Annotated in this window: 18 protein-coding genes; all 18 read right to left on the reverse strand. The window is 62.9% G+C overall.

Annotated elements, in window-relative coordinates; translation table 11 throughout:
• Positions 1–2: 2 nt before the first annotated feature.
• Positions 3–719, reverse strand: coding sequence for a PP2C family protein-serine/threonine phosphatase (locus ACVOLL_RS02710; protein ID WP_481507801.1), 717 nt, complete (start codon positions 717–719; stop codon positions 3–5).
• A complete protein-coding gene (gene tagF / locus ACVOLL_RS02715) occupies positions 716–1,357 on the reverse strand; it encodes a type VI secretion system-associated protein TagF (protein WP_481511468.1) in 642 nt (213 codons plus the stop codon). Before tagF ends, ACVOLL_RS02710 begins: the two co-directional genes overlap by 4 nt.
• An 8-nt stretch (positions 1,358–1,365) precedes the next feature.
• Complete coding sequence (gene tssM / locus ACVOLL_RS02720) at positions 1,366–4,890, reverse strand: type VI secretion system membrane subunit TssM (RefSeq protein WP_481511469.1); 3,525 nt, start codon at positions 4,888–4,890, stop codon at positions 1,366–1,368.
• The gene (gene icmH / locus ACVOLL_RS02725) at positions 4,887–6,125 is read right to left on the reverse strand and encodes a type IVB secretion system protein IcmH/DotU (RefSeq protein WP_481511470.1); all 1,239 of its coding nucleotides are present in this window, start codon (positions 6,123–6,125) and stop codon (positions 4,887–4,889) included. The genes tssM and icmH overlap by 4 nt, the downstream gene beginning before the upstream one ends.
• Before the next feature lie 4 nt (positions 6,126–6,129).
• Positions 6,130–7,467: a type VI secretion system baseplate subunit TssK gene (gene tssK / locus ACVOLL_RS02730; protein WP_481511471.1), complete on the reverse strand. Its 1,338-nt coding sequence runs from the start codon at positions 7,465–7,467 to the stop codon at positions 6,130–6,132.
• A 158-nt stretch (positions 7,468–7,625) separates the two neighbouring features.
• Positions 7,626–8,960, reverse strand: a complete 1,335-nt coding sequence (gene tagH, locus ACVOLL_RS02735; RefSeq protein WP_481511472.1) for a type VI secretion system-associated FHA domain protein TagH — start codon at positions 8,958–8,960, stop codon at positions 7,626–7,628.
• A gap of 55 nt (positions 8,961–9,015) precedes the next feature.
• A complete protein-coding gene (locus ACVOLL_RS02740; RefSeq protein WP_481511523.1) occupies positions 9,016–9,543 on the reverse strand; it encodes a DUF6931 family protein in 528 nt (175 codons plus the stop codon).
• A gap of 23 nt (positions 9,544–9,566) precedes the next feature.
• A complete protein-coding gene (locus tag ACVOLL_RS02745; RefSeq protein ID WP_481511473.1) occupies positions 9,567–11,585 on the reverse strand; it encodes a type VI secretion system Vgr family protein in 2,019 nt (672 codons plus the stop codon).
• A gap of 114 nt (positions 11,586–11,699) precedes the next feature.
• Positions 11,700–14,537, reverse strand: a complete 2,838-nt coding sequence (locus ACVOLL_RS02750; protein ID WP_481511474.1) for a serine/threonine-protein kinase — start codon at positions 14,535–14,537, stop codon at positions 11,700–11,702.
• The gene (locus ACVOLL_RS02755) at positions 14,507–15,064 is read right to left on the reverse strand and encodes an ECF-type sigma factor (protein WP_481511524.1); all 558 of its coding nucleotides are present in this window, start codon (positions 15,062–15,064) and stop codon (positions 14,507–14,509) included. The genes ACVOLL_RS02750 and ACVOLL_RS02755 overlap by 31 nt, the downstream gene beginning before the upstream one ends.
• Positions 15,065–15,370: 306 nt before the next feature.
• Positions 15,371–15,631 (reverse strand): PAAR domain-containing protein, encoded by a 261-nt coding sequence (locus tag ACVOLL_RS02760; RefSeq protein WP_481511525.1) that lies wholly within the window; start codon positions 15,629–15,631, stop codon positions 15,371–15,373.
• Between the two features lie 96 nt (positions 15,632–15,727).
• Positions 15,728–16,873 (reverse strand): PI-PLC domain-containing protein, encoded by a 1,146-nt coding sequence (locus ACVOLL_RS02765; protein WP_481511475.1) that lies wholly within the window; start codon positions 16,871–16,873, stop codon positions 15,728–15,730.
• Between the two features lie 24 nt (positions 16,874–16,897).
• Positions 16,898–19,627, reverse strand: coding sequence for a type VI secretion system ATPase TssH (gene tssH / locus ACVOLL_RS02770; protein WP_481511476.1), 2,730 nt, complete (start codon positions 19,625–19,627; stop codon positions 16,898–16,900).
• Entirely contained in the window at positions 19,624–20,688 is a 1,065-nt protein-coding gene (gene tssG, locus ACVOLL_RS02775) for a type VI secretion system baseplate subunit TssG (RefSeq protein ID WP_481511477.1), read from the reverse strand. The genes tssH and tssG overlap by 4 nt, the downstream gene beginning before the upstream one ends.
• The gene (gene tssF, locus ACVOLL_RS02780; RefSeq protein WP_481511478.1) at positions 20,661–22,529 is read right to left on the reverse strand and encodes a type VI secretion system baseplate subunit TssF; all 1,869 of its coding nucleotides are present in this window, start codon (positions 22,527–22,529) and stop codon (positions 20,661–20,663) included. The genes tssG and tssF overlap by 28 nt, the downstream gene beginning before the upstream one ends.
• Entirely contained in the window at positions 22,529–23,032 is a 504-nt protein-coding gene (tssE, locus tag ACVOLL_RS02785) for a type VI secretion system baseplate subunit TssE (RefSeq protein WP_481511479.1), read from the reverse strand. The genes tssF and tssE overlap by 1 nt, the downstream gene beginning before the upstream one ends.
• A gap of 12 nt (positions 23,033–23,044) precedes the next feature.
• The gene (locus tag ACVOLL_RS02790) at positions 23,045–23,866 is read right to left on the reverse strand and encodes a type VI secretion system accessory protein TagJ (RefSeq protein ID WP_481511480.1); all 822 of its coding nucleotides are present in this window, start codon (positions 23,864–23,866) and stop codon (positions 23,045–23,047) included.
• A 5-nt stretch (positions 23,867–23,871) separates the two neighbouring features.
• The gene (locus ACVOLL_RS02795) at positions 23,872–24,372 is read right to left on the reverse strand and encodes an Hcp family type VI secretion system effector (protein ID WP_481511481.1); all 501 of its coding nucleotides are present in this window, start codon (positions 24,370–24,372) and stop codon (positions 23,872–23,874) included.
• Positions 24,373–24,451: the final 79 nt, after the last annotated feature.

The raw sequence follows: 24,451 nt of genomic DNA on the forward strand, positions 1-24,451 counted from the left end.
CTTTACTCCTGGATACGCACGACAACGGCTGATACGTTGTCGCGGGCGGCGCGCCCAAGCGCCAATTCAAACAATCGCGTCAGCAACGCGCGCGGCTCGCGCACTCGACGACATTCCATATCCAACTCCGCATCGGGAATCTCCTTGTTGATACCGTCGGTACACAACAGGAACGGAGTTCCACTGGCGTGACTGGCCACGACCCAATCGATCAACAATGGATCCTGCGCCCCCACCGCGCGCGTCAACGCGCCCGCGTTTGCACCAGTACCGGAAAATTGGGTGACGTCATCACGCATACCGTGTACATGGTCGCGCGTCAGCTGACGCAGGCCCCCACCCGACATGCCGTAGGCACGGCTGTCGCCCACCCATCCACACAGCATGAAGTCCCGGTCGTAAACCAGCACCACCACCGTTGAACCGATCACATCCACCTGCTGGGCATGGGCACGCTGCAGCAGCTCGCCATTGACTTTCTCAAGCTCGTCCTCGATCGCCTCGACAAAATCGGCAACGTCTCCCTGCCGCTGCATGGCCCCAAGCCGCTGCACGATCAGCGCACTCGCATAGTCTCCGGCGGAGTGTCCGCCAAGACCGTCAGCAACTACCCATAGTCCTATTTCGTCACGGCAGAGAATGGCATCCTCATTCAGACGGCGTACTTTGCCGGTATCGGTATGCCCTGCTGAGGCATAGGGTTGGGCTCCTGCATTCATGCATCCACCTCCATCGAACGGTCGGCCAGCATTGCCTGCTGGCAGTCATGCGTCTGCGGCAAGCCAGACAGCACACAGGACACGGCTGCGTCGCGCCACCAGATGCTGCCGCCCTGCTCCAGGCAGCGCGCCCACAGCTCCCGACGCTCACGCAGAACAGGCCCGATATCGCTACTGCGCAGCGTTTCATCAGACGCGCAGCCACTGTCCTCACCGTCAAGCGCCAGCACCCGCTCATTGAACTCCTCGATGCTGCCAACCGTTCCGCTGGCTACCGCGACATGCAGGCACCAGGCTGCGTCGAACCAGGGCAGGTTCGGCCGCAACAGCCCACCCGCATCCGTATCAGCCCTGATCACCTTGGCAATCAACAGCGGAAAGCGCCGCCCCACGCGGTCCACGCCAGGCGCAACCACGCCTGCGAACGCGCTGCTCCCGCAGGTTTCGGGCGCACAGAGGAAAGCCCACGGCCTGATCCGCACAGCGCTTTCCGCCGCCCACGCAGGTACGGTCGGTAGCAACTGGCTGACGTGTGCGTCCCATGCCTGCACCAGTTCCTGCGGCAACCGACGCTGCACGAAATCGCCCAGCCACGGCAGCTTTCCGTAGAAGCCACTGCCTGCATTGGTACCGCTCATACCCATCATCAACTCCCGCACCGGAACCGGCTTACGTCGCCGTCCAGAAAGGGATGACGCAGATTCGCCGCCTGCAGGGGCAACTGCGCACGATGGCCCTCCAGGTCCAACGTGGCGACGTATCGCAGATCCGACTCGGCACGCAGCTGCGATGCCTGCAATGCGCGGATGAACGCCCAGTCCCCCAGATAGACAACGCCGCCCAAGCGCTTGCCGGCGGCATCGAAAGCGGTGAACGAGACCCGTCCTGGGGTGGGTCCCGGCCATCTCATCGGCATGCTTGGCGGTGCACCTTCACGGTAGTCGTAATGCTGGCCATCAATGTCGATGTCCAACCGAGACACCCCATCACCGAGCTCCGGCGCCAGCAAGGTAAACCCCACTTCGGGCAGATTGCCGTCGCGGAAGTACTTGCGTTTTATCGCATCGGCCAGCTGCATGTGCGCTGGTAGCGCAGGATCGCTCGCGGCCGCGTTGGCTGCGTCCTTCCACTGCCAGCGGGCGCCACTGGTATCGAGCAATCCCGCCAGGGTTTCGCGGTACAGCGTGTCGAAACGCCCCCCATGGCCGAACAATTCCCCAAAATTCTGCACAGGAATTTCAGCGACAGCGCTTGGCTCGAACGGGTAGCGTCCATCGACGAACTGCCTGCACACCTGTGCTATCGACTGCGCCACTTTGGCATCCACCTGGGCCTGTGCCTGACGATTGAGCTGTATTGAGCTCTCGCCGGTCAGCCCTAGCAGCCAGCCCGATACCGGTGGCGGCAATTGCGCCGCCTGCTGTCGTGCCAACAACAGCGCTTCCGCAGGAGTACCAGTGCTGGTCCCAACCGGAGCCAGCAGATCCTGACCCAGCCGTTGGAAGGTGGCCAACACCTGGTCCAACGGCGTCGCGCCGGCAGCCCCCACGCATAGCTGGGCCAACGCGGCAAAGTGCTCGCTGATTGCCGCACCCGGTTCAACCGGAGCGGCCCCGCTGCCTTTGTTCGCAAGTGCCGCTTTCAAGGCGGCGCCACCGGGCACGGCAGCGACCGCCTGCGCAGCAGCCTTCCCTGCGGCCGCTGCGGCTTTCCCCGCTGCGGCATCCGAGGCCTTCTCTGCCGCGCTCTGGGCCGGTGCGCGCATCATGCTCTGGGTGTGCTCGCCCACCAACACCAACAACAGGCGCAATGGCGAACTAGGGCCGGCAACCTTGGCCAGCGTCGATGAGGCACCGTCGCTGCCGCTGTCACTGACCAGTTGCAGGTCGCCGAGCAGGCCGTTCCAGGCGCGTATGTAGTCCTGCTCATACAGGCGCAACACTTCGCCAGCCAGGCGCGCACGCGCCAATTCATCCATCGGCTGACTTCCAATGACCCAATCATCGGCAACGAACTGCGCAACCGATTCGTCAATTCCCGTCGTCGCCAGCTCTGCGAATACCGGCTGCGTATACAACGCCGGCCAGGGCGCGGATAGTGCCACGCCACTGCGGCGACGGAAGGCATCAGCCAGCAGGCCCAAGGCACGATCAAGCCGCAAGGACGGCCGCGGCTGTGCCTGCGCGGAGAGCTTGAGGTTGCTGTACACCAGCGTGGCAAGGTTGGCCGAGCGCAAGGTATTGCGTGCCTGCTCGACCAACAGCGGCTCTGGCGTGATGACCCGCAGCCGACCAGGCTGCTCGAGCAGCATCGCCACCTGTGCATCCAGCGCCTTCACCAGCACAGGATCGTCCTCGAACAAGCGCTGTGCATCCAAGCCCGCAAGCGTGCGCAACTCGGCAGCCTGCAGGTGTGCTGGATCACCCAGCATCAAGTAGCCCTTGAGGTAGTAGTACAGCGCCTGCGGTTCGGCTGCGGACTTCTGCAGGCCGCGCCGCAGCTGTGTCGCCAGCCCTGGTATCAGCAGGGCATTCATCTCACGCGCCTGTGCCTGCTGCAGCTCCTCGCCAATGGCATCACGCTGATAGAGTCCCCAGCTCTGCGACCAGGGCTTTTTGGCTGGAGCACGCGCCACTTTGGCTACCGAGTCCACCGCCTGCAGGCGCTGCAGCGTGCGCTCGTAGTAACCGCGCAGATCCTTGGCGGCGGAAGGGTCTGCTAGCGGCGGGCGGTCGTCCATTGCCCGTTGCACCTGTGCAAGATAGTCACGGTTACCGCTATAGCTGGCAAACATCCCGAAGCTGCACACTGCGGCCACCAGCAGCGCCGCAGCACACCCTGCCGCATGCAACACGGTGCGTCGGCGCTCCCTTTGTGGGCTGAAACCGGCCAGACCAGATTCGCGTAGTACCACCGAGCGCAGCAGCTGTTCGATGAAGAACGTCCTGGGCTGCGCGCTGGGCTCAGGAGCACGCTGTGCATCCAGGCCGAATGTGCGCGCCACTGCCCCAAGCATCCGATCTATCGGCGTACCCTCCTGGGTGCCCGAAGTCAGATACACGCCGCGCAGCATCGGTGCAGGCGCCAAGGCCTGACCGTTGAAGGCTGCTTCAATGAACTGCCGGGCCACATCCCCGATGGTGGCGAACTGCGGCGGGAACGCCAGCATCGCCGCGCGCCGGCTACCATCGCGCTCATCGTGCAGACGCTGCAACAGGCGCGTATTGAGCCGGTCCAGCAAGCGCGCGAACGCCTCGGAGAACGCCAGTGCTGCGCTGCCGTCAATCGATTTCTGCAGAGGGAACGACGTACCCCAGACCTGTGCCCGCTGCTGTGGGCTCAGATCGTCGAAAAATTCGCTGAAGCCGGCAAGCAGGTCACACTTGGTCACTACCAGATACACCGGCACCTGCAGATGCAGCTGCTGATGCAACTCATCCAGACGTCGCCGGATCGCCTGCGCATGCAATTGACGCTCGCCCGGGTCCAGCGTGAGCAGATCCGACAGGCTCATCGTGACAACCACACCGTTGAGCGGCTGACGTGGACGGTGCCGACGCAACAGACGCAGGAAATCCTGCCATCCACTCGCGTCTACCGCACGGTCCGAATCATGCGTGGTGTAGCGTCCTGCGGTATCCAGGAATACTGCCTCATCGGTGAACCACCAATCACACTGGCGGGTGCCGCCAACGCCGCGCACCGATTCATTGCCAAACCGAGCTTCCAAAGGAAAGCGCAGACCCGAGTGCTGCAACAGCGTGGTCTTGCCCGAGCCCGGTGGCCCGATCACGGCATACCACGGCAAGGCATACAGATTGCGGCTGCCCGGACGCCGACGCAGCAACTGCATGGCCTCGTGAAACCGGCTTTCCAGCTGACGCCGCTCGCCCGCGCTGCGCTGCGCCACATCATCGCCATCACCCAGCGCGGTAGCCATGCGATTGGCACGGCGCCGCCGCAGCCAGCTGCGTACCGCCCACGTCGCCAGCGCCAGCACCGCGAGCACCGCCAGGAACAACAGGCGTGCCCACACCCCGGCCAGAGGCTGGCGCCCAGCCAGCCCAAGATAGGGACCGCCAAACCAGACCAGCGCGGCCAGCAGGATCACCCCAAGCAGGACCACCCAGCCACCACGACGCAGTTTTTCCAACACCACAGCCATCATCAATCTCCCGGCTGATAGAGAATTTCCACGCGGCGATTGCGCGCGCGGTTTTCCGCCGACTGCGTCGGTCGTGCCAGCGGTTGCGAATCGCCTGCGCCGGAGAACTCAACCCGTGCGGGGTCCCGCAAACTACGCCCCAGCGCGTGTGCCACCGCCTCTGCGCGGGCCGCCGACAGCGCGAAGTTGTCCTTGTAAGTCAACGAACGCACGGGTTGATCGTCGGTGTGGCCGACGATGACCACCCGGCCCGGCAGCAGATCCAGAGCCGCCGCGACCTTGTCCAACAAGGGCTGCTGCGCCGGATCTACTTCGACACCTCCAGAGGCGAACATCGCACTGCCGTTGATGCGCACCCGCGCACTACCATCGGGCTGACCCTCAACACTCAGCTGCCCGGCGCGCTGCTCGGGCGCCAGCAGCTCACCCAAGCGCAGCTTTGGTGCCGGTCGCGCATCATCAGGGACCCGCCCGTTCTGCAATCCGATCGTGGCCACCTGCGCACTGATCGGCGCGGACAGATCGTTGAGCCGCGTGTGCAACCACAGGAACACACCGAGTACCAGGCAGGCAGCGGCAATGCTCACCACCCACAGTGGCAACCATCGCCATAGCCGCGAGCGCTGGTCTTCGATGCCCTGCCATTGCGGCGACAGCCCTTCCGGTGCAGTCCCACGCTGACTACGGATACTGCGATACAGATCGTCCTGGATGGATGACAGCCGCATCGCCCCGTCCGGTTCAATCTGGTAGCGCCCTGCAAAGCCCATTGCCAGGCACAGGTACAGCAGCTCCAGCAGCTCGATGTGCCGCGGCACGTCCTCGCGCAAGTGCTCAAGGATGGCGAAAAACTTGGAACCGCCATAGGACTCACCATGGAATGTCACCAGCAGGGTGCGCTGCGCCCAACCGCTGCGCTCACCCCACGGCGCATTCAACACCGCCTCGTCCAGTGCTGCACACAGCACATAGCGGGCGGTCATCACCGACTCCGGGCTGCAGCGGGCTTCGCGCACCCGCGCCTCGAACTTGCGTATCTGTGCCTCTGCCTGCTCACGCAGACGCATCACGTCCGGCGCATAGGTACTGCGGCGCAACTGCTCGGCCAGCAGCAGCAAGGGAGTGGCTGCCTGCGTTAACGGATTGAGACTGCCATTGACGAAGTCGCCAATCCCGGTCTGGGTCGTATCGTTGTCGGCTGCAACCGCCTGCACTGGGGCCTTCCAATCACGTGCGTTCATCGCCCTACCCCCTGATCGCCCAGAGTTGCAGCGTTATGCCCGGGAACTCGTTGCCCAGGTGGAACGCAAGACCCCCTGCGCCTTGCAACGCACGCCACATCGGTGTCTGTTTGTCGAATTCAAAATAGACATGGCCGGCGTGGTACGGGATCTGCCGTGGCGCCACTGCCATCGGGGCCAGAGCTATACCCGGCAGTTGCAGGTTGACCAGGTCGCGAATCTGCTCAACCGGGCCGATCTTGGCCATCGCCGGCAGCCGCCGGCGCAGGTCATCGGCAGGCAGGTCCGCCTTGGCGGCCAGCACGAACTGGGCAGCGTCAAGCAAACCCGGGTCCGGAATCACCGCCACCCAGACACCAAACTTGCGGGCCTGCACAGGTATCGCCAATGCGGTCTGCTCAAGCACCGCGCTGAGGCTGCTGCGCAAGGCTGCAATCAGCGGTTCGAAGCTCTCACGTTGCGCATCATGCAGATAGGGAGCAAATGCTGGCGGACGCTTGCCCGGCGCAGTGAACGTCGCCAGTTCCCCAGCCAGTGCCAGCAGCTCGGTGTACAGGGCTTCCGGGTGCAGGCGGGGAACGGCAGCCCAATAGGCCAGACGCGGCTGCCAGCGGTTGACCAGCTGCAGCATCAGGAAGTCGGCGATCTCGGCAGCGCCACCGCGGTCGCTGACTGCCACCCGCGCTGCCAGGGCTTCGCCGCGCTGGTGCAGCAAACCGAGCAGCTCGACCAGAAACGTAGAAAGCCGTGGGGCGGCTTCGCAGGCAGTGACGCTGGCGATGAATCCGTCATCCAACTGAGCACGCCGGTCGGCTCGCACCTCCACCAGTTGCGCAAGCGGTATCCGCGCCAGACCTTCCAACGGCTGCGAGGCCAATGCCAGCCGCGTGCTGAGCCCGGCAACTTCCATCAACACGCGCTCATCGACGCTGCCGGAGCTATCCAGCGCTTCCAGCTCTCTTACGCCATAGCGATAGAGCTGGTCCTGCGGCGATTCCGGCCGGCCGATATCCGGTTGCGCCGGTTGCCGCAGCGGCAGCGTCAGATAGATGGTCTGGTCACGCGCATTGAGGTCCAGCTCCAGCGGCGGCGGCAATGGATCATCACCGGGCATCGCGAACGGCGTGCCGTCGGCAAACACGCCACGCGCGCGACGCACGCCCAGCTTGCCCACCGCCAGCAGATCGGTTTCCAGCTCCAACTCGCTGAAGCCCCAGCCATGGGCCTGCAACGGCGTCGTGCGCAACTCGACGTAGCGCTCGATGTAGCGTTCCTGCTGCTGTAGATGCTGGGGGCGAAGGAACAAACCTTCACTCCAGACGACCTTGTTGCTGTGTGCCATCGGCTCTGCTCGCAGGTTGCGGTGTGCAGGCCCTTGCTACACCGGTCAGAAATCGTGAACCGGACAATCCCGCCGGCCCGTTTTCACCGTTACGCGCAGCAAGCGGGAACGATGATGGGTGGCGGCGATTCTGGCCACTGAGGTGGGGCGGCAGCCCGTCATTTCGTCTCAGACCTGCGTGAGCTCTTGTAGCGTGCCAGCTGCGTTTCGTAAGCGCGGGCAAAATCCTCGCCAAACAAACGACGGAAACAATCATCTGGATCCTGCGACAGCGCCTGATACTGCGCTCGATAGCGCTCCCAGTAGCGGCCTTTGCCACCAAGGCCAAAGCGACGCCCATCGCGGTCAACATCCTGTTCCAGACGATCAGGATCGAAGCTCCGCAACACCGCGTCATAGCCCGCACGCATACCCGCCAGCATCGCCATCTGATGGCAGCGGATATCATCAAAGGCGTCTTCAAACGCCGCCGCACCCGTCAGGAAGGCACCGCCTTCGCCACCGCCGATCTTATGCAACGCGTCCTGCGCGGTTGCTGCGAACTTGAGCGGATTGTTTTCCGTACGCTGGATGACCGTCACCGGCAACCGGAAACTGTTCTTGACCTCGGCGCGCGCACGCAGCACCTCCATCACTCCTTCGGTGACAATGCGCAGGATCCTGTCCTGCTCCATATCACGCCCCATGCTTGGCGCGCCGATCGCGGGCGATGCCGCCAATGGCTGCGCCAGGGCTGGCGGGTGATCGTCGCCGGACAAGTCCCAGTCCTCGGGCAGCTGCGCGCCCGCGCCGAGCACGCTTGGCGGGCGGAAGTGGTCCTGCGAGGAAGCACTGTGATGCCATGCGGAAGCATCACTCTGCACCGCCACCGGCCGCGACACTGGCGCACTTGCCTGCAGCAGTTGCAATGGGTCAAGTTCAAGCGGTGCCCCCAGCACCGCCATCAGGTCGACATGATCACGGCCGGACCCGGATGACGGACCCGGTGCTGCCGGCGACGCCGCCATCGCTGGCGGCTCCTGGCTTGCCCCGATGCCCTGCCACAAGTGGTCGAACGGATCCTCCACCGGGCCGGTTGCGACGGGTGCCCTGGCAGCAGGACTGAAAGCCACCTGGGTCAGGTCCGGGTTGTACTCGTCACTGGCAGGCGGCAGAGGACCAGGCGCGCCGATGGTCTGCAGACGAACTTCGATTTCGAAACTATCCACCTGCAGCCGGTCTGTATCCCCCAGCATCGCCGGTTCACCGCGCGTCAGGTTGGCGCCGTTGAGCAGCATGCCATTGGTGCTGCGGTCTTCAATGAAGTACATCCCATTGAGATACCGCACCATCGCGTGCACACGCGACACGCCGGATGCCGGCAGCACCCAGTCACAGTCCTCGGCACGGCCGATGCTCCCGCCCTGCTGGATGAAAGTTTTCTGCGCGGAGCTGCCAAATTGGGAGGCGTGACGCCCGCTGACGGTGAGGATCAGGTTCTGCTGGGAAGACACGTAGGTAGTACTCCAGATGAAGCAGGTTATGTAGACAGGCGCTGTGACTACGGAGTCATCCGGCCATGCCGTCGAGCACGGCCAGCGCCTGTCGAACATAGCCTGCACGGCGCTCGTGGAAATTCGCTGTGTCAATTGCCGCCAACAGATTCAACGCAGCCACCACGGCGCGCGCAGTGAGATGCTCCGGGGGAGCCACCACCTGCTGACCGGCCGGTGCCAAGCTGCCCTCGGCCCAGCCCGCGCTTGCCGCAAACCACGCGCCCACGCTCCCGTAGCCACCAGCGTTGGCATACTCGAACGCAGCACGACGGTGCTGTTCTGTAGGCTCACGCAACCAACGCTCTGCCAACGCCGCGCCCGCACGAGCCTCTGGCTCCAACGTCTGCCCGCGGGCGCATTGACACAGCCAAGCGACCACGTAGCGTTTTGGCATAACCCGCGCGGCCAACTGCAGTGCGGCCTGATCATGCCCAGCCTCGAACAGCGCGCGTACCGCGTCTGGCGCAGTCATCCCACTCCTGAGCAACCCGCGCGCCGCCGGATCGATCTGCATCTGGTCGCATGCGTCTGCAAAGACCATGGCTTGATTGGCATCCATGCGGGTCACCCGATCAGGATCAGCGGCGCTGCCATTTTGGCCAGCGCATCAGCGGACAGGTTCAGCATCGGCGCCTTGACCTCGGCCTGGGCACCAGCCTGCACCTGCAGCATCGCATCGGAGTGCATCTTCAGGCTTGCCCCGGCACCGATGTCCATGGTCGCCCCGGCCTTGATGTTGACCTGCACCTTGCCCTCGACGTTGACCGCCTGCGAGCCCTCGATCACGATCTTGACCCCCTTGATGGTGATCTCGCCGGAACTTTTCATCACGATGCTGGATGCACCCGTGACCAGCTCGATCTCCGAGCCCGCATCGAGCTTCAATTTCTTCTGCACCGTGGTGGTGGCGTTCGCCCCCACGGTGAGCTGCTCCTCGTTATCAACCTCGATCCTGCGATCGTGCTTTACCTTGCCGAGCTGATCGTTGTCGACTGTGTAGCGCTGATCATTGCGCACATCCAACTGCTGGTCGTGCTCGATCAACAGCAGCTGATCGTTCTCAACCTCGACATGCATGTCTTTCTGCGCATGCAACAAGAAGTCCTCGCTGCCCTTGCGGTCCTCAAAGCAGATTTCGTTGCAGTCGGCGGCACCGCCATCTGGATGGCTGCGGCTGCGTATGCCGCTACGGGTGCGCTGCTCGGGCAGCGGATACGGCGGCATGTGATCGGCATTGAAAACGCTGCCAACAATCAGCGGCCTGTCCGGATCACCGTCCAGGAAGGCAACAAGCACCTCCTGCCCTACCCGCGGAATTGCCTGTATGCCCCATCCTTTGCCAGCCCACGCAGAGGCAACACGCACCGGGCAGGATACCTGCGCATGCTGCCGGCCGGGCTTGCTCCAATGGAAGTTCACCTGCACGCGGCCATTCTTGTCGACGGCAATGTCCTCCTCGCTCTCGCCGGCAACCACCGCGCTCTGCACTCCAGCGATGCGCGGGCGAGGCGTAGTGATGGCCGAGCGGTACGGCAGTTTCCCCGGCAACGCCTGGAACTCGCAGGACACTGTCACCCCACTACCCGCCGCCTCACCTTCCTCAAGCACCGTCTGCGCGGAGGTCACCAGGTACTCCTGGTTCCAGTCCGCCTGCGGCCCATGTTCCAACTTGAACAGCTGGCCGACGCCCAGGCCCCATGCATTGGTGTGGCCCTGGAAGCAGGAACGCTCGACGTTATGTGCCTCCGCCCGCACCTGCGCGTAGCGCCGCCCATCTGCCTGTACAGGATGTGCACCGTGCCACTGGTAGCCTTCCAGCCCGCCAATGCCATGCAGCCCGTCACCGCTGAGGCGCTCGTCACCCAGCAGGCTTGCGCGTGGCTTGAGCGGGTCGTACTCGTCCAGCTGATAGCGCGTTGGATGCACCTGCAGACGGTGACGCCAATTGCTCACCCCAGCCTGGTGTCCACCCATTGCCGCAGCTGCGCTCTGCCACTGCATGACCTCGAACGGTGCCAACCGCCCGTGGGCACCAATGCCGTCAGCCAGCACCAGCGTATGCTTGCCGCGCGCGTTCTCGAAGTAGTAGTAGATGCCTTCCTGCTCAAGCAGGCGCGACACGAAATCCCAGCCATTTTCGTTGTACTGCACGCAATACTCACGCGGCGGGTAGGCTCCCGACAGGCTCATCCGCACGTCGCTATAGCCGATCTCGGACAGGTACTTGCGGGCGATGTCCGGCACGCTCATGTCGACATGGATACGGCAATCCTGGCGCCTGCTCAGCAACCATAGCTTTGGCACCACCGCGAACGACAAACGCACATTGACCAGACCATCGATGACCACCCCGTCGAGCTGCTCGACAGCGGCGATGATGCCGTGAAAGTGGCGCTGCTTGCCGTCAACATCCAACGACACCGTCATCGGCGTGCCCAACAGCGCCGGCAGATCGGGACAAGCACTGCTACACAGCCCCTCTATCTCGTACCTGAAGGGCTGGCCCAAGGCCTCGTTGGCCTGCAGCCGCACGAACCGGAGCTGCTCGCCGAGCTCAGAATGCAGGGAGATCGTGCGTGCCATCATCAATCCGTAACTCAAGGAAATTGCCGAAGTCCGACGCCACCGCCGAACTAATGCCGCTGACTGGCCCGGCGATGCTCACATGACGCGGCGCACGGCGACCGACAATTCGTCTCAATGCCCGGCATGGACTACGGCCGAGGACGAACTTGATGCCACTGGCATTGCCAACGCCCTGACCGCTTCTGCCCGTACAGATCGCAGCGAAGCATTCAATGTCGTCGGGTCCTGGGCGATTACCGGATCGAGATAGCGCGACCGGATCAGGGCCATACCGCCATGATCGCCCATGCGCTGCAACACCACATACAAGCGCGATGCGCTCTCCGTGGTGTGCGCATCCAATACGCCTCGTCGAGCATCACGCATCCGCAGCGCGGTCCGATGCGCCGCAATCGAAGCTGCCAGGTTCCCGGCATGGTCTTCGATTCGACCCAGCACATCCCAGGTGGCCGATATCAGCGCATGATCCGGCGTGACCTTGCGATAGCCGTCCAGCGTGGCCAAGGCTGCCTTGCGCGCTTCCGCATGCCGATCCGTGTTGGCCAGCATGCTGGCCAGCCCCCCTTGGCTGAACAGCGTATCGGGATGCAGTTTCCCCAACACACGCTCCCGGTTGGCAAGCAGCTGGCGCTGCATGGCTATGGCTTGGTCAAACTTGGCGGGAACGCCCTGTTTGGCCAGCAATCGGATCATGTCAGCCTTGCTACGCAAGGTGTCCGGATGCGCTGGCCCCAACACCCGCTGCCGTCGCTGTAGAAGATCGCTCATGAACCCTTCGGCCGCAGACCAGGCGCGAGCATCCTGGGCCAGACGAACCCGGTTGGCACCTTCCAGCGCCAAGGCCTGCAAGGTATCCGGGTGATCCACGCCGAGCGCCTGTTGGCGGACCGCCCGCACCTCCGATGCCAAGGCCAATGAGTCCTCGTACTCGCCTGCAGTATTGAGCAGGTCGGCCATCGTCAAGCTGGCCGCCAGTGTCCGCGGCGCACTGCGCCCATAGCGCGAACGAAGCTTTGGCAACAGCACCTGCATGCGCTCAAGCGCGCGCTCACGCTGCGACATCCGGGTCAACGTAGCAACGATGCCCACCCCAAGCTCCATCATCCCCGCATCCAACCGACCAGACCGCTGCGCCCAGTCCTGCTCCAGCTTCAGCTGCAGCGCCAGTGCTTCAGGCTGACGCCCCTGCGCCAGCAGCACGCGCGCCATCAGCACACCTGCACGCAGCCAAAGTGGATTGTGCTCGGGTACATCCGTTGCCGTGGTTCGCGCATCCAGCAGAAGCTGGTGGGCAGCCTCGAAGCTACCCTCACGATACAACGCATCTGCAAGGTCCACAGTGGCATCGAGCACGCGCTCGGGCGGCTGCTGCTGAGCCCGCAGGTCTTTCAACACCAGCTGCAGTTCGTGTGCGGCTGCCGGGTAACGTCCGATGGAGGCCAACACCCCGGCCAACGACTGCCGCAACTCAGTGGCAAGCACCGGGTCATCCTTGAAGTCCAACTGCAAGCGCTGCAAAGCGTGCGCCACCACATAGCGCTCAAGCAGGTCGCGCGCCACTTCTGGCGGCGCCTGCGCGCCCCCGCGCTCCATCGCATGGCCCATCGCGTCCACGTCAACGCTCTGCAACATCTCCTGCTGAAAAGCCACCATGCGTTCCAACTGCAATCGACGCTGCGCAGCGACCTGCTGCTGTTCATGCGCCTGCGACAGCGCCCATAGCGACGCCAGCAGTGCGGACACCGCACACACCAGAACCAGTGATGCTGCCAGTACCGGCAGACGATGCCGTTGCAGAAACTGCCGTGCTACCAACCAAGGCGAAGCCGCGGCCCCCAGAGGCAACTTGCCCTGTTGCCAACGAGCAAGATCGGCAAGCAGGCTGGATACCGCCTCGTAGCGCTGCCCGCGCTCAGGGTCGGTGGCCTTGCGCACGATGGCATCCAAGCCAGTCACCAGTGCGCCGCGCAGCCGCCGTGGCGTGGCGCGACACTCCAGCGCAAGCGCGGTCTGCGCCGCAGGCGTCAATGAGGACAGCAGCCGCAATGGCGACAAGGCATCACTGGTATCGGCGCTGGGCACCTGGCCACACAGCAACTGGTGCAGCAGCACCCCAAGCGAGTACACATCACTGCGCACATCGATACCGGCATGCCTGCCGGCCTGCTCCGGACTCATGTAACCCGGCGTCCCGGCAGCGAGCTCCCCAGCCTCGTCCACCAGTCCATCAATGGCAATGCCGAAGTCGATGAGCTTGGGCTGGGCGCGGCCGTCGACATCGCCAACCAGCACATTGCGCGGCTTCAGATCACGATGGATCACTCCTTTCTGGTGCGCGTGCTGTACACCTTCACAGACCTGCATGAGCAGCTGCACACGCTGCTCCAGGCTCGCCCTGCGTCCGCTGCACCACCCGTCGATGGCCTCGCCATCGATGTATTCCATGACCAGATAGGGTCGCTCGTCTTCGTGCAGGCCTGCGTCGTAGATCTGAGCGATAGCAGGGTGGTGCATCTGCGCCTGCATCCGGCACTCAAACTCGAAGAACGCGCGTTGCCGCTCGTCCAGCCACGGATTTGCCACCAGTTTTATCGCCACCCGCTGCTGATAGGCTCCATCCGCGCGATGCCCCAGATAGACCCTGCCCATACCACCGGCACCGATCAAACCGTCGATTGCCCAGGGCCCACAGCGGGTGCCTTCGCCCAACAGCGCAGGCATCAGTGCGGCGACCGCCTGCTCCAACGGCTGCCGCAACCTGATGGTAGCTTCTGCAGCCACACCCAGCATTGCCTCCAGCTCTTGTTGCAGCAGCGCGTCGTGACCTGCTTCACGCAGGACAAAGGCTTCCCTTTCCGACAGCGGCAAATCGCTGGCCTGGTGGAAAAGCAGCTCCAATGTCCGCCAACGCTCGGCAATCAACGTCGTGTCAGCCGCGCCAACAGCCATGCACGGACGAAGCGCAGATCCCTTTCAATGGTTGGCAATGACACTCCCAACATCTGCGCTGCTTCGTGCACCGTCATCCCAACCAGCTCGGTCAGCGCGAACGCCTGCGCCTTGCGCGGGTCAAGCCGAGAGAGATCTTCGAACGCTTCGGCGATACCAGCCAGGTCGACTGGCGCAAGCGCTGGATCGATCAAACGCATGGTCAATGGCACCATCTCGCCACTGCGTTTGGCGCAGGCCTGCGCACGTGCCAAGGTAATCAGCAGCTGACGCATCTGCAGCGACGCCAACGCGAAGAAGTGCTCGCGCGAGGCGAACTCTTTGGCCCGCTCAGAAAGCGTCAACCATGCCTCGCTGACCAGTTCGGTTGCCTGCAAGCCACCACTGGCAGCACGCGACAGGTTGCGCACTGCGATGCGGTGCAGTTCGTCGTACACCAGATGTGCCAACGCATCACTGGCGGGGCTGTCCCCCTCTTGCCAACGCACCAACAAACGCGTGATGGAATCCGGGCAGGACACCGACATGAGAGTATTCACAGACAAGTTTTCCCCGCAGAAATTACCGGCGACAAGCCCGCAACATGCTGAGCACCCCCAGGCTCACAATGCGACGCGCGCAACCGCACCCGTCTGCTCAGGCACCGACCTTATCCTGACTGCAGAGCGCGGCAATCCACGAAAATAGGTAATAGCGGCAGCCATGAGGCGACGTTTCGTCTCACGGCATTGAGAAATATGATTTTTTACGCACCACTCTTACGCACAGCCAGCGTTGCCAGCGGCAACGCTGTCGATCCTCGGGCAAGCACCCCGCCAACACATCCAGCTGGCTCACCCCACCAGTACGGTGAAGCAACCGAGCACGATGACACCTCCATGCGCCGTGCTGTCGCCCATACGGGCGGCAGGCAGCCCCTTGATGAACACCTTGGTCGAGCCCTTGACGATGGTGTCAGGAGGACCAACGCAGACGCACATATCGGTCACCCGTGCTGCCGGCAATTTGCCGATCAGCACGGTTGGTGCGCCTGGCGCCAGAATCGGGCCACCGACGTGCGGGATGATGCCCGTCACCATCGGGCAGGCATGCATGTCAGTCAGGCGGGCTGCGGGTTGCAAGATAAAAATCCTACGTGAGGAAACAAAGGCAACAGCAAAGAACCGGCAGGAGGCGAACAGTCAAAAGCCTCAGGTCAATCCAAAGTGCAGCATCGCGGTGCGCACCGCAAGCAGGTCCATGTCGTTCAGGTCAAAAATGGCCTCGCACTTCTGTGCGTCGGCAAAATCCACCATTACGAAATTAGGCATGAAACGCTTGATGACTTGGCCATGCGGAACGATCCCATTGGGTCTAGCACCCACCGGGATATTCAAATTCATATATGCCCCCATGCCCTGCAGCCAAAGCCTTTTCATGCTATCGCCGAACTGTGGCGGCGGCGGGGTGTAATTCGCCCCACCAATCCCGCCCTGGACGGCCGCACGCATTTGAGCCGGGCTGTTCCAATTATGCTCGTCTCTTTCCCGGATGGACTTGAACAAGCCCGTGGTCGTCCAGTACATCATCCCAAATGCTTCCGGGTCGGCACCATTGATTGCGGCGCCCATTATTCTGTTTTGTTTTCTTACGTTATCTGCAAGCTTTTGGTCGAAATCCTTGTTGTCAAGCGAGGTGCCGCCCTTCCCGACATACTGCAATCCATCTTCCCTGTCGTTGTATGGCGAAACCGCACCGTCCGAATACAGATTTTTGACCGGCATGATGGATGCAATAGTCGGCCTACCCCTTAAAAGCGCGTTTTCCCGCCCCGTACTCACGCCACCGGCCGCTGACGATGAAGCCAACTCCCTCAGCTTCGCGATTTCCTTATAGCCATCCTTCGTAAATAGAACAGCCACCTTGCCAGCAACATCCGACAGTTTTTTCCTGCTCAGATTGCCGCCGCCGGCGTACATATTCTCAGCAAGCACATCAACGCATTCGTTGGCAATGTCTTTCCAGCCGGAGCACTTGTCAAACTTCAGAAGCAAGAACTCAGAAGGATGGTTCGAAACAAAGCTCTTTGCTTCAGCAAGTATCCTTGAAAGCCCAATACCCTTGGTGCCCGCCACAAGAACACGCCCGACTTTGGTCCCGTGATAGGACGTCAAGCCACCGGTAATCCCCTTCATTATTCGAAGATCAAAAATCCGGATTCCCGCAACCGCCTGGGCATAGATGTTGAGCGCCTGCGTCTTGGCGTTATCACTGCCATTTACAATCGCCGCATCATGCGAGCCCGCAAAAACAAGGGTATTCAAGCGGCGGTCGCTATACCTGTCATAGCTAATCATATATTCACCAATTGCCTTTATTTTCTATTCGATTGAGTAGGAGAACTCACCACCGGAAGCTCCAACCTCAACCCCGGAAATACCTTGTCCGCCAATCGCCCGCCCCAGGAACTCCCGGCTTATTTCCGGAAGCATCGTATTGGTCAGAATCGCGTCGATCATCCGCCCGCCTGATTCGCCTTCGTTGCAACGGCTGACCACAAGCTCGACCACGCTGTCGTCATAGTGGAAGGGGATCTTGTAGCGCTGCTCGACACGCTTTTTGATGCGATCCAGCTGCAGGCGCACGATCTGGCCCAGCATGTCCGGGCTCAGCGGGTAGTACGGGATGGCAACCAGGCGACCCAGCAGCGCTGGCGGGAACACCTTCAGCAATGGCTCGCGCAAGGCCTTGGCCATGCTTTCCGGGTCCGGCATCAATTCCGGATCCTTGCACAAGCTGGCAATCAGGTCGGTGCCGGCATTGCTGGTAAGCAGGATCAAGGTATTGCGGAAATCGATACGGCGACCTTCGCCGTCCTCCATCCAGCCCTTGTCGAATACCTGGAAGAACAGTTCGTGCACGTCCGAATGGGCTTTCTCCACCTCGTCCAGCAGCACCACCGAATACGGGCGGCGGCGCACGGCCTCGGTCAACACGCCGCCTTCGCCGTAGCCCACGTAGCCAGGAGGAGCCCCCTTGAGCGAGGAAACGGTATGCGCTTCCTGATACTCACTCATATTGATGGTGATCAGGTTCTGCTCACCGCCGTATAGCGCTTCGGCCAAGGCCAGCGCGGTCTCGGTCTTGCCGACGCCAGAGGTGCCGGCCAGCATGAACACACCGATCGGCTTGGAGGGGTTGTCCAGGCCCGCACGGCTGGTCTGGATGCGCTTGGCGATCATCTCCATCGCGTGGTCCTGGCCGATCACCCGCTTGCCGAGCAGTTCAGGCAAGCGCAGCACGGTTTCGATTTCGTTGCGTGCCATACGCCCCACCGGAATGCCAGTCCAATCGCCGACCACCGCAGCCACGGCCTGGTAGTCCACGGTCGGCAGGATCAACGGGCTTTCGCCCTGCAGCACCGCAAGCTCGCCCTGTACCTGCTGCAGCCTTGCCAGCAACGCCGGCCGATCCACCACGGCGACAGCTACCTCCTCCACCGCTGCCTCGGTAGCGGCCTGCACTTCCAGCATGCTGCCCGTACCTTCGACCGGTGAACCACCACTGCGTAGCTGCGCACGCAGGCCCAGCAGCTCATCAACCAGCGCCTTCTCCGCCTGCCAGCGGACTTCCAAGGCAGCAAGACGCGCGCGTTCACCCGCCAGCGCGATCTCAACCGCAGCGTCCCGCTCGGCTGTCTCGACCCCGACCGCGGCCTCGCGGGCGATGATGCGCTGCTCGGTTTCCAACGACTCGATGCGTCGACGACTGTCATCCACCTCGGCCGGTACCGCGTGCAGGCTGACCGCTACGCGCGCGCAGGCGGTGTCGAGCAGGCTGACCGATTTGTCCGGCAACTGCCGTGCCGGAATGTAGCGATGGCTCAGCTTGACCGATGCCTCCAGCGCCTCGTCCAGGATCTGCACCTGATGGTGTTTCTCCATGGTGCTGGCCACACCGCGCATCATCAGCACGCCCTTGATCTCATCCGGCTCGTCGACCTGGATGGATTGGAAACGCCGGGTCAACGCCGGGTCTTTCTCGATATGCTTTTTGTACTCGGCAAACGTGGTTGCGCCAATCGTGCGCAAGGTACCGCGTGCCAGTGCAGGCTTGAGCAGGTTTGCCGCATCGCCGGTACCGGCTGCACCACCTGCTCCCACCAGCGTGTGGGTCTCATCAACGAACAGGATGATCGGGCGGGTACTGGCCTGCACTTCTTCGATCACGGCACGCAGGCGCTGCTCGAACTCACCCTTCATGCTCGCGCCGGCCTGCAGCAAGCCCACATCCAGCACACGCAGTTCCACTTCCTTCAATGCCGGCGGTACGTCACCACGCACGATGCGCTGTGCGAACCCTTCCACCACGGCCGTCTTGCCGACACCGGCTTCGCCGATCAGGATCGGGTTGTTCTGACGGCGACGCATCAGGATATCGACCACCTGACGGATCTCATCATCACGGCCAACGATCGGGTCGAGCTTGCCATCGCGCGCCTGCGCGGTCAGGTCGGTGGTGAAGCGCGCAAGCGCTTCCTGCTTGCCCATCGCCGCTGGCGCAATCGCCCCACTGGCCTCGCCCGGTGCACCCGCGTTGCCCAGCTGGAAGCCATCGCTCGGGCGCTGACCTTCCTCAGGTGAGCTGGCAACGATATCGGCAAAGCGCTCGCTCAGCGCCTCCGGCTTGAGTTTGTCGAACTCCCGCGAAATCCCGCTCAGTACGCTGCGCAGGGTGCGCACACTGAGAATGCCGACCACCAGGTAGCCGGTGCGCACCTGCGCCTCACCGAAGCTCAGCGATGCATATACCCAACCCCGCTCCACTGCCTCCTCGATGTTGGATGACAGGTCAGTCACGCCGCCTGCGCCGCGCGGAAGACGGTCCAGCGCAGCGGTCACATCACGCGCCAGATGCGATGGCTCAATCTGGAAATGGCGGAGAATCCGGTGCAGGTCCGAATCAGGCAGCTGCAGGATCTGGTGGAGCCAGTGCACCAGTTCAACATAGGGATTGCCACGCAGCTTGCAGAACACCGTAGCGCTTTCAATCGCACGGTAAGCCAGCGGGTTGAGCTTTCCAAACAATGCACTACGGCTAATTTCGGTCATGACGAAGCTCCTGGTGAATCAGAAAAAGCACTGGCCAAACGCGGGTGGACGACCACTTCATCGGCATCCGTCACACTCCAGGCGCGTTGCCCTATCCAGCTGTCCAATCCGATCCGGCCACTACGCCCCAGCCGCATGGGCGGTACCTGATCGGCACGCAAAAGCAGTTGCAGGTCCCAGGACTGGGTATCGCCGACATAGCTGCGCACTGCAGCCGTCAACTGCGCCAGGGCATCACCGCCCGGCAACCACTGCCGGAACGAGACCAGATCCAGCGGACCAATCCGCACCCGGAAGCGATGCTGGCAACCGCGCACCTGCGCGCCCAGTACCGCACTGCGGCCAAGCTGGTTGGCACGGCCACGGCCCAGTTGCAGGCGACTGTCGGCAGGCAAGCGCATCCACTCGCCAACGAACTCGACAATCTGCACGGGCACCTGCATGGCTTGTTGCAACAGCCCCTGCAAGCCCTCGCGGTTGCGCGCCAGTGCGCCCAGCCTGCCGGCGAAATGTCGTTTGTAGTTGTCCGGCAGCCGGTCCCGTCCTTGCAGTCCTGGCGTTGCCAGGCCAACCAGGGCCCCCAGGTACAGGGCGAAGCGGTCATCATCACCGCGCTCAGCCTGTACCACCGGCTGCGCATCGGCCCAGGCCCGGTAGAACAGGCCCAGCATGCGGTGATGGAACAGATCGGCAAACGCTACGAAACTTCGGTCACGCGCATGCAGCTGGCGCTGCAGCGCGTACTCGGTCAGGTGAAGTGGCAACGGTGCATTCGGCCCGAACAGGCCCAGTACCAGGCCATGCAATGCGGGCGGCGCGCCGGTCTGACTCAGCTCGAAGCGTTCGATGTCGCTGCTGGCAAATGCCAGTGACGGCGTATGCCGCAACCGCACCGGATCATCGGCCGGTCGCACCGAGCGCCCAAGCCGTGGATGCTGCGGGTGGGCACGCTCTATCAGGCGCAGCGCGGCAAACAAATCAAACGCGTATGGCCGCTCGGCGAGCGCAGCAAACAGCTGCGCCTGCGTCGCAGTTACAGCGGCGCCAGGGCGCCCGGACATGCCGTCCATCGCGCTACCTCGTTGCGTTCGACCGTGCGCAGCACCGTCTCGGTGAATGAATTGACCGACACATAACGGGCAAAGAACTGGCGCAGAACCCCTCCAAGCAAATAGGCACCGGTTCCTTCGAACGCGTTCTCCTCACAGGTCAAGGTAATCTCCAGGCCACGGCCGAAGGTGATCGGACCCGGTATCGGAATGCGCCTGACGATGGGGCGTGCCTGCACCGACTTGATTCCCTCCAGCTGACGCTGGGCGCCGGCATCGTGGGCATCGCAGTAGAGCGAGAGCATCTCGCGCAGTGCGTTGACGCCCTGCCCGTCGCCCACTTCGAACAGCGACAGATAGTTCAACTGCAGGTGACTGAGCAGCTTCCACGCGCTCTCGCCGCCATCCCCTGCCGGACGTGGCCGGGTTGGCCCTGCGACACAACGCACCGAGGCAACCGGGGCACCGTTGTCCATCTGGAAGTCACTCTGCCCTTTCCCGACCGGCAACTGCAGCGGCAGGTCGCGGTTGCTGCACAGCAGTTCCAGCCCAAGCTGACGCAGCCGGCTTGGATAGGATTTGTCGCGAGCATCCACCAGACTGACAAACAACTCGCTGCCCACATAACTGGAACGCGCGCCCTGCCGACGCTGGCGCGCCGACAACTGCCGGGGCTCACGGCGCACGGTGTAGTACGCCGCATGCGGATCGTGCCAGGTGCGTGCGTCGCCGCCGTAGAACGGCTCGAAGCGCTGCTCCGACTCCTGGCTGTCGCCGAAACCCTCCACGCGGGTCACGCTGTGGATCTCGAAGTCCACCGGCCGGGTCCGGTCAACCAGTACGTGGTGCTCGTTGCGTCCCGCATCCAGATGGATGCGGTCCGCACGCCGGGGAAAGAGATTGATGGCCGGGGTGCAGAACAGCCTGAAGTTTTCAGCCGAAACCGCGTTGTGCAGGCTGGCCACGCTGCGATCGAACAGGACGACGATCTCGAAGACCTGCCCCGGGATCCGCTGCAGCGTCCGCCGCAGCGCGGTGAACTCAACGAAAAGGAAGCGTTCCGGGCAGGCAAAGTATTCCTGCAGCAGCCGATAGCCACTGAAGGAGCGCCCGTCATACGGCAGCAGCGCTTCGCTGTCGTCAAAGCCACGCGCATGCAGACCGGTGGCGTCATGCCACGGCGACGCGATTCCGCCGCCCCTCACCTGGTAGCCAACAGCGTTGCCCAGCAGCTGCTCATACAGACGCTTGCCGGCTTCACCAGCAAGGAACAGCGGCAAAGCATCCATCGCCAGATCCTGCACCGGCACACCCGACTGGGTCTCCAGGCGCAGGCGCAGACCCGAACGCACCACCGCCCCGGCAGGCAGGTTGATGCCAGCTGCCGCCAAGGCGGCCGGACTGTCGAAGTACTTGGCTTCCGCCATCGCCAACGGCCAGAGCGTTACCTCATGCGCGGTACGGTACTCACAGGCCGTGCGCTCCTCAGCACCGACCTGCCCGCGCAAGGCACTGTGCCGCGCGACCCGATGTCCTGCGGCAAGATTGGCATCGCTCAAGTCAGGATGCAGCTGCACCACCGCCATCGAAGGCAGGGGAGCCAGGAAATTGGGGTAGACCATCTCCAGCAGGTGCTGGGTAAACACCGGATACTGCGCCTCCAGCTTCAACTGGACACGCGCCGTCAGGAAAGCAAATCCCTCAAGCAGACGCTCGACGTATGGATCGGCACATTCAATGCCATCCATCCCCAGGCGCCCAGCAATCTTTGGAAATTCGCGCGCAAACTCCGCGCCCATTTCGCGGACATGCTGTAGCTCGCGGTTGTAGTGACGCAGCAAGCGTGGATCCATCAGGCGTAGCCCTCAACCAGATCCAGCTTTCCTGTCTCAAGGTCCACTTCGGTCTTCAGATACAAGGCCAGCGGGATCGGCTGCGCCCACATGTCCGAGCGGATGTCGAACACCAGCGATTTCCGGTCCATGTTCGATTGCTGCGCTCGCACCGCAACCTGCAGAGTATTGGCAATAAGGCGCGGCTCGTAGGCCAGAATGGCCATGCGCAGCCTTTGCTGCAACTGATTCACGTCGATCCCCGCCAACTGCGTACCAGTCAGATCCGGGATGCCGAAGTTGATCACCGACGATGCAACCTCGGGATAGTCGGCCAAGGCCGCGTCACTGGCCATCTGCACGCAGTTCAACAACCATGACAGATCGCGGGTCACGCATTCGCGCAGGCGACTGGGCGAAATCACCCGTTGCTCTCGACTTTCGGAGCTGCGCAAAGGCTCATCATCGGTCAGACGATCCAGCAGGGATGGCTGCAATCGCTCGGTGGTGGTCAGCTCAGCCATCGGTGAACAGCCTTACACCGCGTCAAACACAATCGTGGTAGTTCCCAGCAACGGGTACTCGCCTTCGTCGCTGGCAAGCATGCGCTGTCCGAGGCCACGCCCCTGCTCGTCCCAATGCGTACCACGTGCAAGCCGCAGCGCGTCATCTGCACTGGTTTCGGTACCCGGATAGCGCGCAGGGATGAACACGATGGACTGCGTGCCATTGCGCCAGGAAATCTCCGCCGGCAACCAAAGGATGTCGCGCAGATCCTTGGGGGCGTCCAGTCGTAACTCCTGCACCTGTGACAGCGGCACCCAGGCGTAGCCGCCCTGACTGATCACCTCAAGACAGGGACCGAAGCGTGCGTCTGCATCGCCCAACCAGCTGAAAGCGACGCCATCAATGCGCCCTGCTACCGCCGGTGCCTGCTCCAGCGCCAACTCGCGCAGCGGCGCTGCTGCATCCGCCTGCCCCTTCTGCTCCAACAGCAGCGCCTGCAGCAACGGGGCCAGCCATGGCTCCGGCGCGCCGAGAACATGCGGCGTGCATTGCCCGGCCAACACCTGTGCACGCAGCGCTTCTGCACGCAGCAGTACCTCACAGGTAGTCGCCATCAAGCTCAGGTTGGCATCCAGCTGCACCGCGGCCTGCAACTGTTCGCCGGCGCGTCGCCACTGCCCCATCACCGCCAACAACTGGAACAGGAACACGCGCTCACTGGCATCCGCAGGCGCCGACCGCACACGTGCGGTCAGCGCTTGCAGCGCCAGATCCAGCTGGCCTGCACGCAGCAGCGCTGCGGCCTCGTTGGTCGAACCGGCGACAGCGCCGGTGGTCAACTGGATACTCATGGGTATCAGCCCTTGGCCACAGCCTGCATGTCGTAAGTGAAGGTCTTGGCTGCACCATCCGCATTGCCATCGGGCTTCTGCGGCTGGAAGCCGTACTGGAACTTGCCGAAGTGCAGGGTAATGTTCTCGGTCAGGCGATCTTCGCCACCGGAGCCACCGGTCGACACCGACGTGATCAGCACGCCGTTGCTCAGGTGAATGGTGACGTAGTCGGTCTGCTCACCGGTTGCGTTGGTCACATACAGCCATGCCTCATCCAGGCGTGCACCCGTGGAAGCGGCCTGCAACAGCGCGTTGGAGCTCTTGTCGACGTACTTGGTGATGGAGATATCCTGCACGTGCGCCTTGCCACCGGAGCTGACGCCACCGCTATGCAGGTCGCCGCTATTGCTCACGCCCCAGGACCAAGCCAACACCGGGATTTCGCCCTTGTGCTTGCCATGGGTCGAGCCGCCCTCGATGGTGACCGTGCCGCCCTTGAACTTCAGATGCATGTCAAATGCCATGAAACCACTCCTTCATTTTCGTGTGATCGCGTAGATCAATGGGAAACACCGGCGACTACGCAGCCACCGGCGTGGTTGA

Source organism: Stenotrophomonas sp. STEN035, assembly GCF_056759935.1.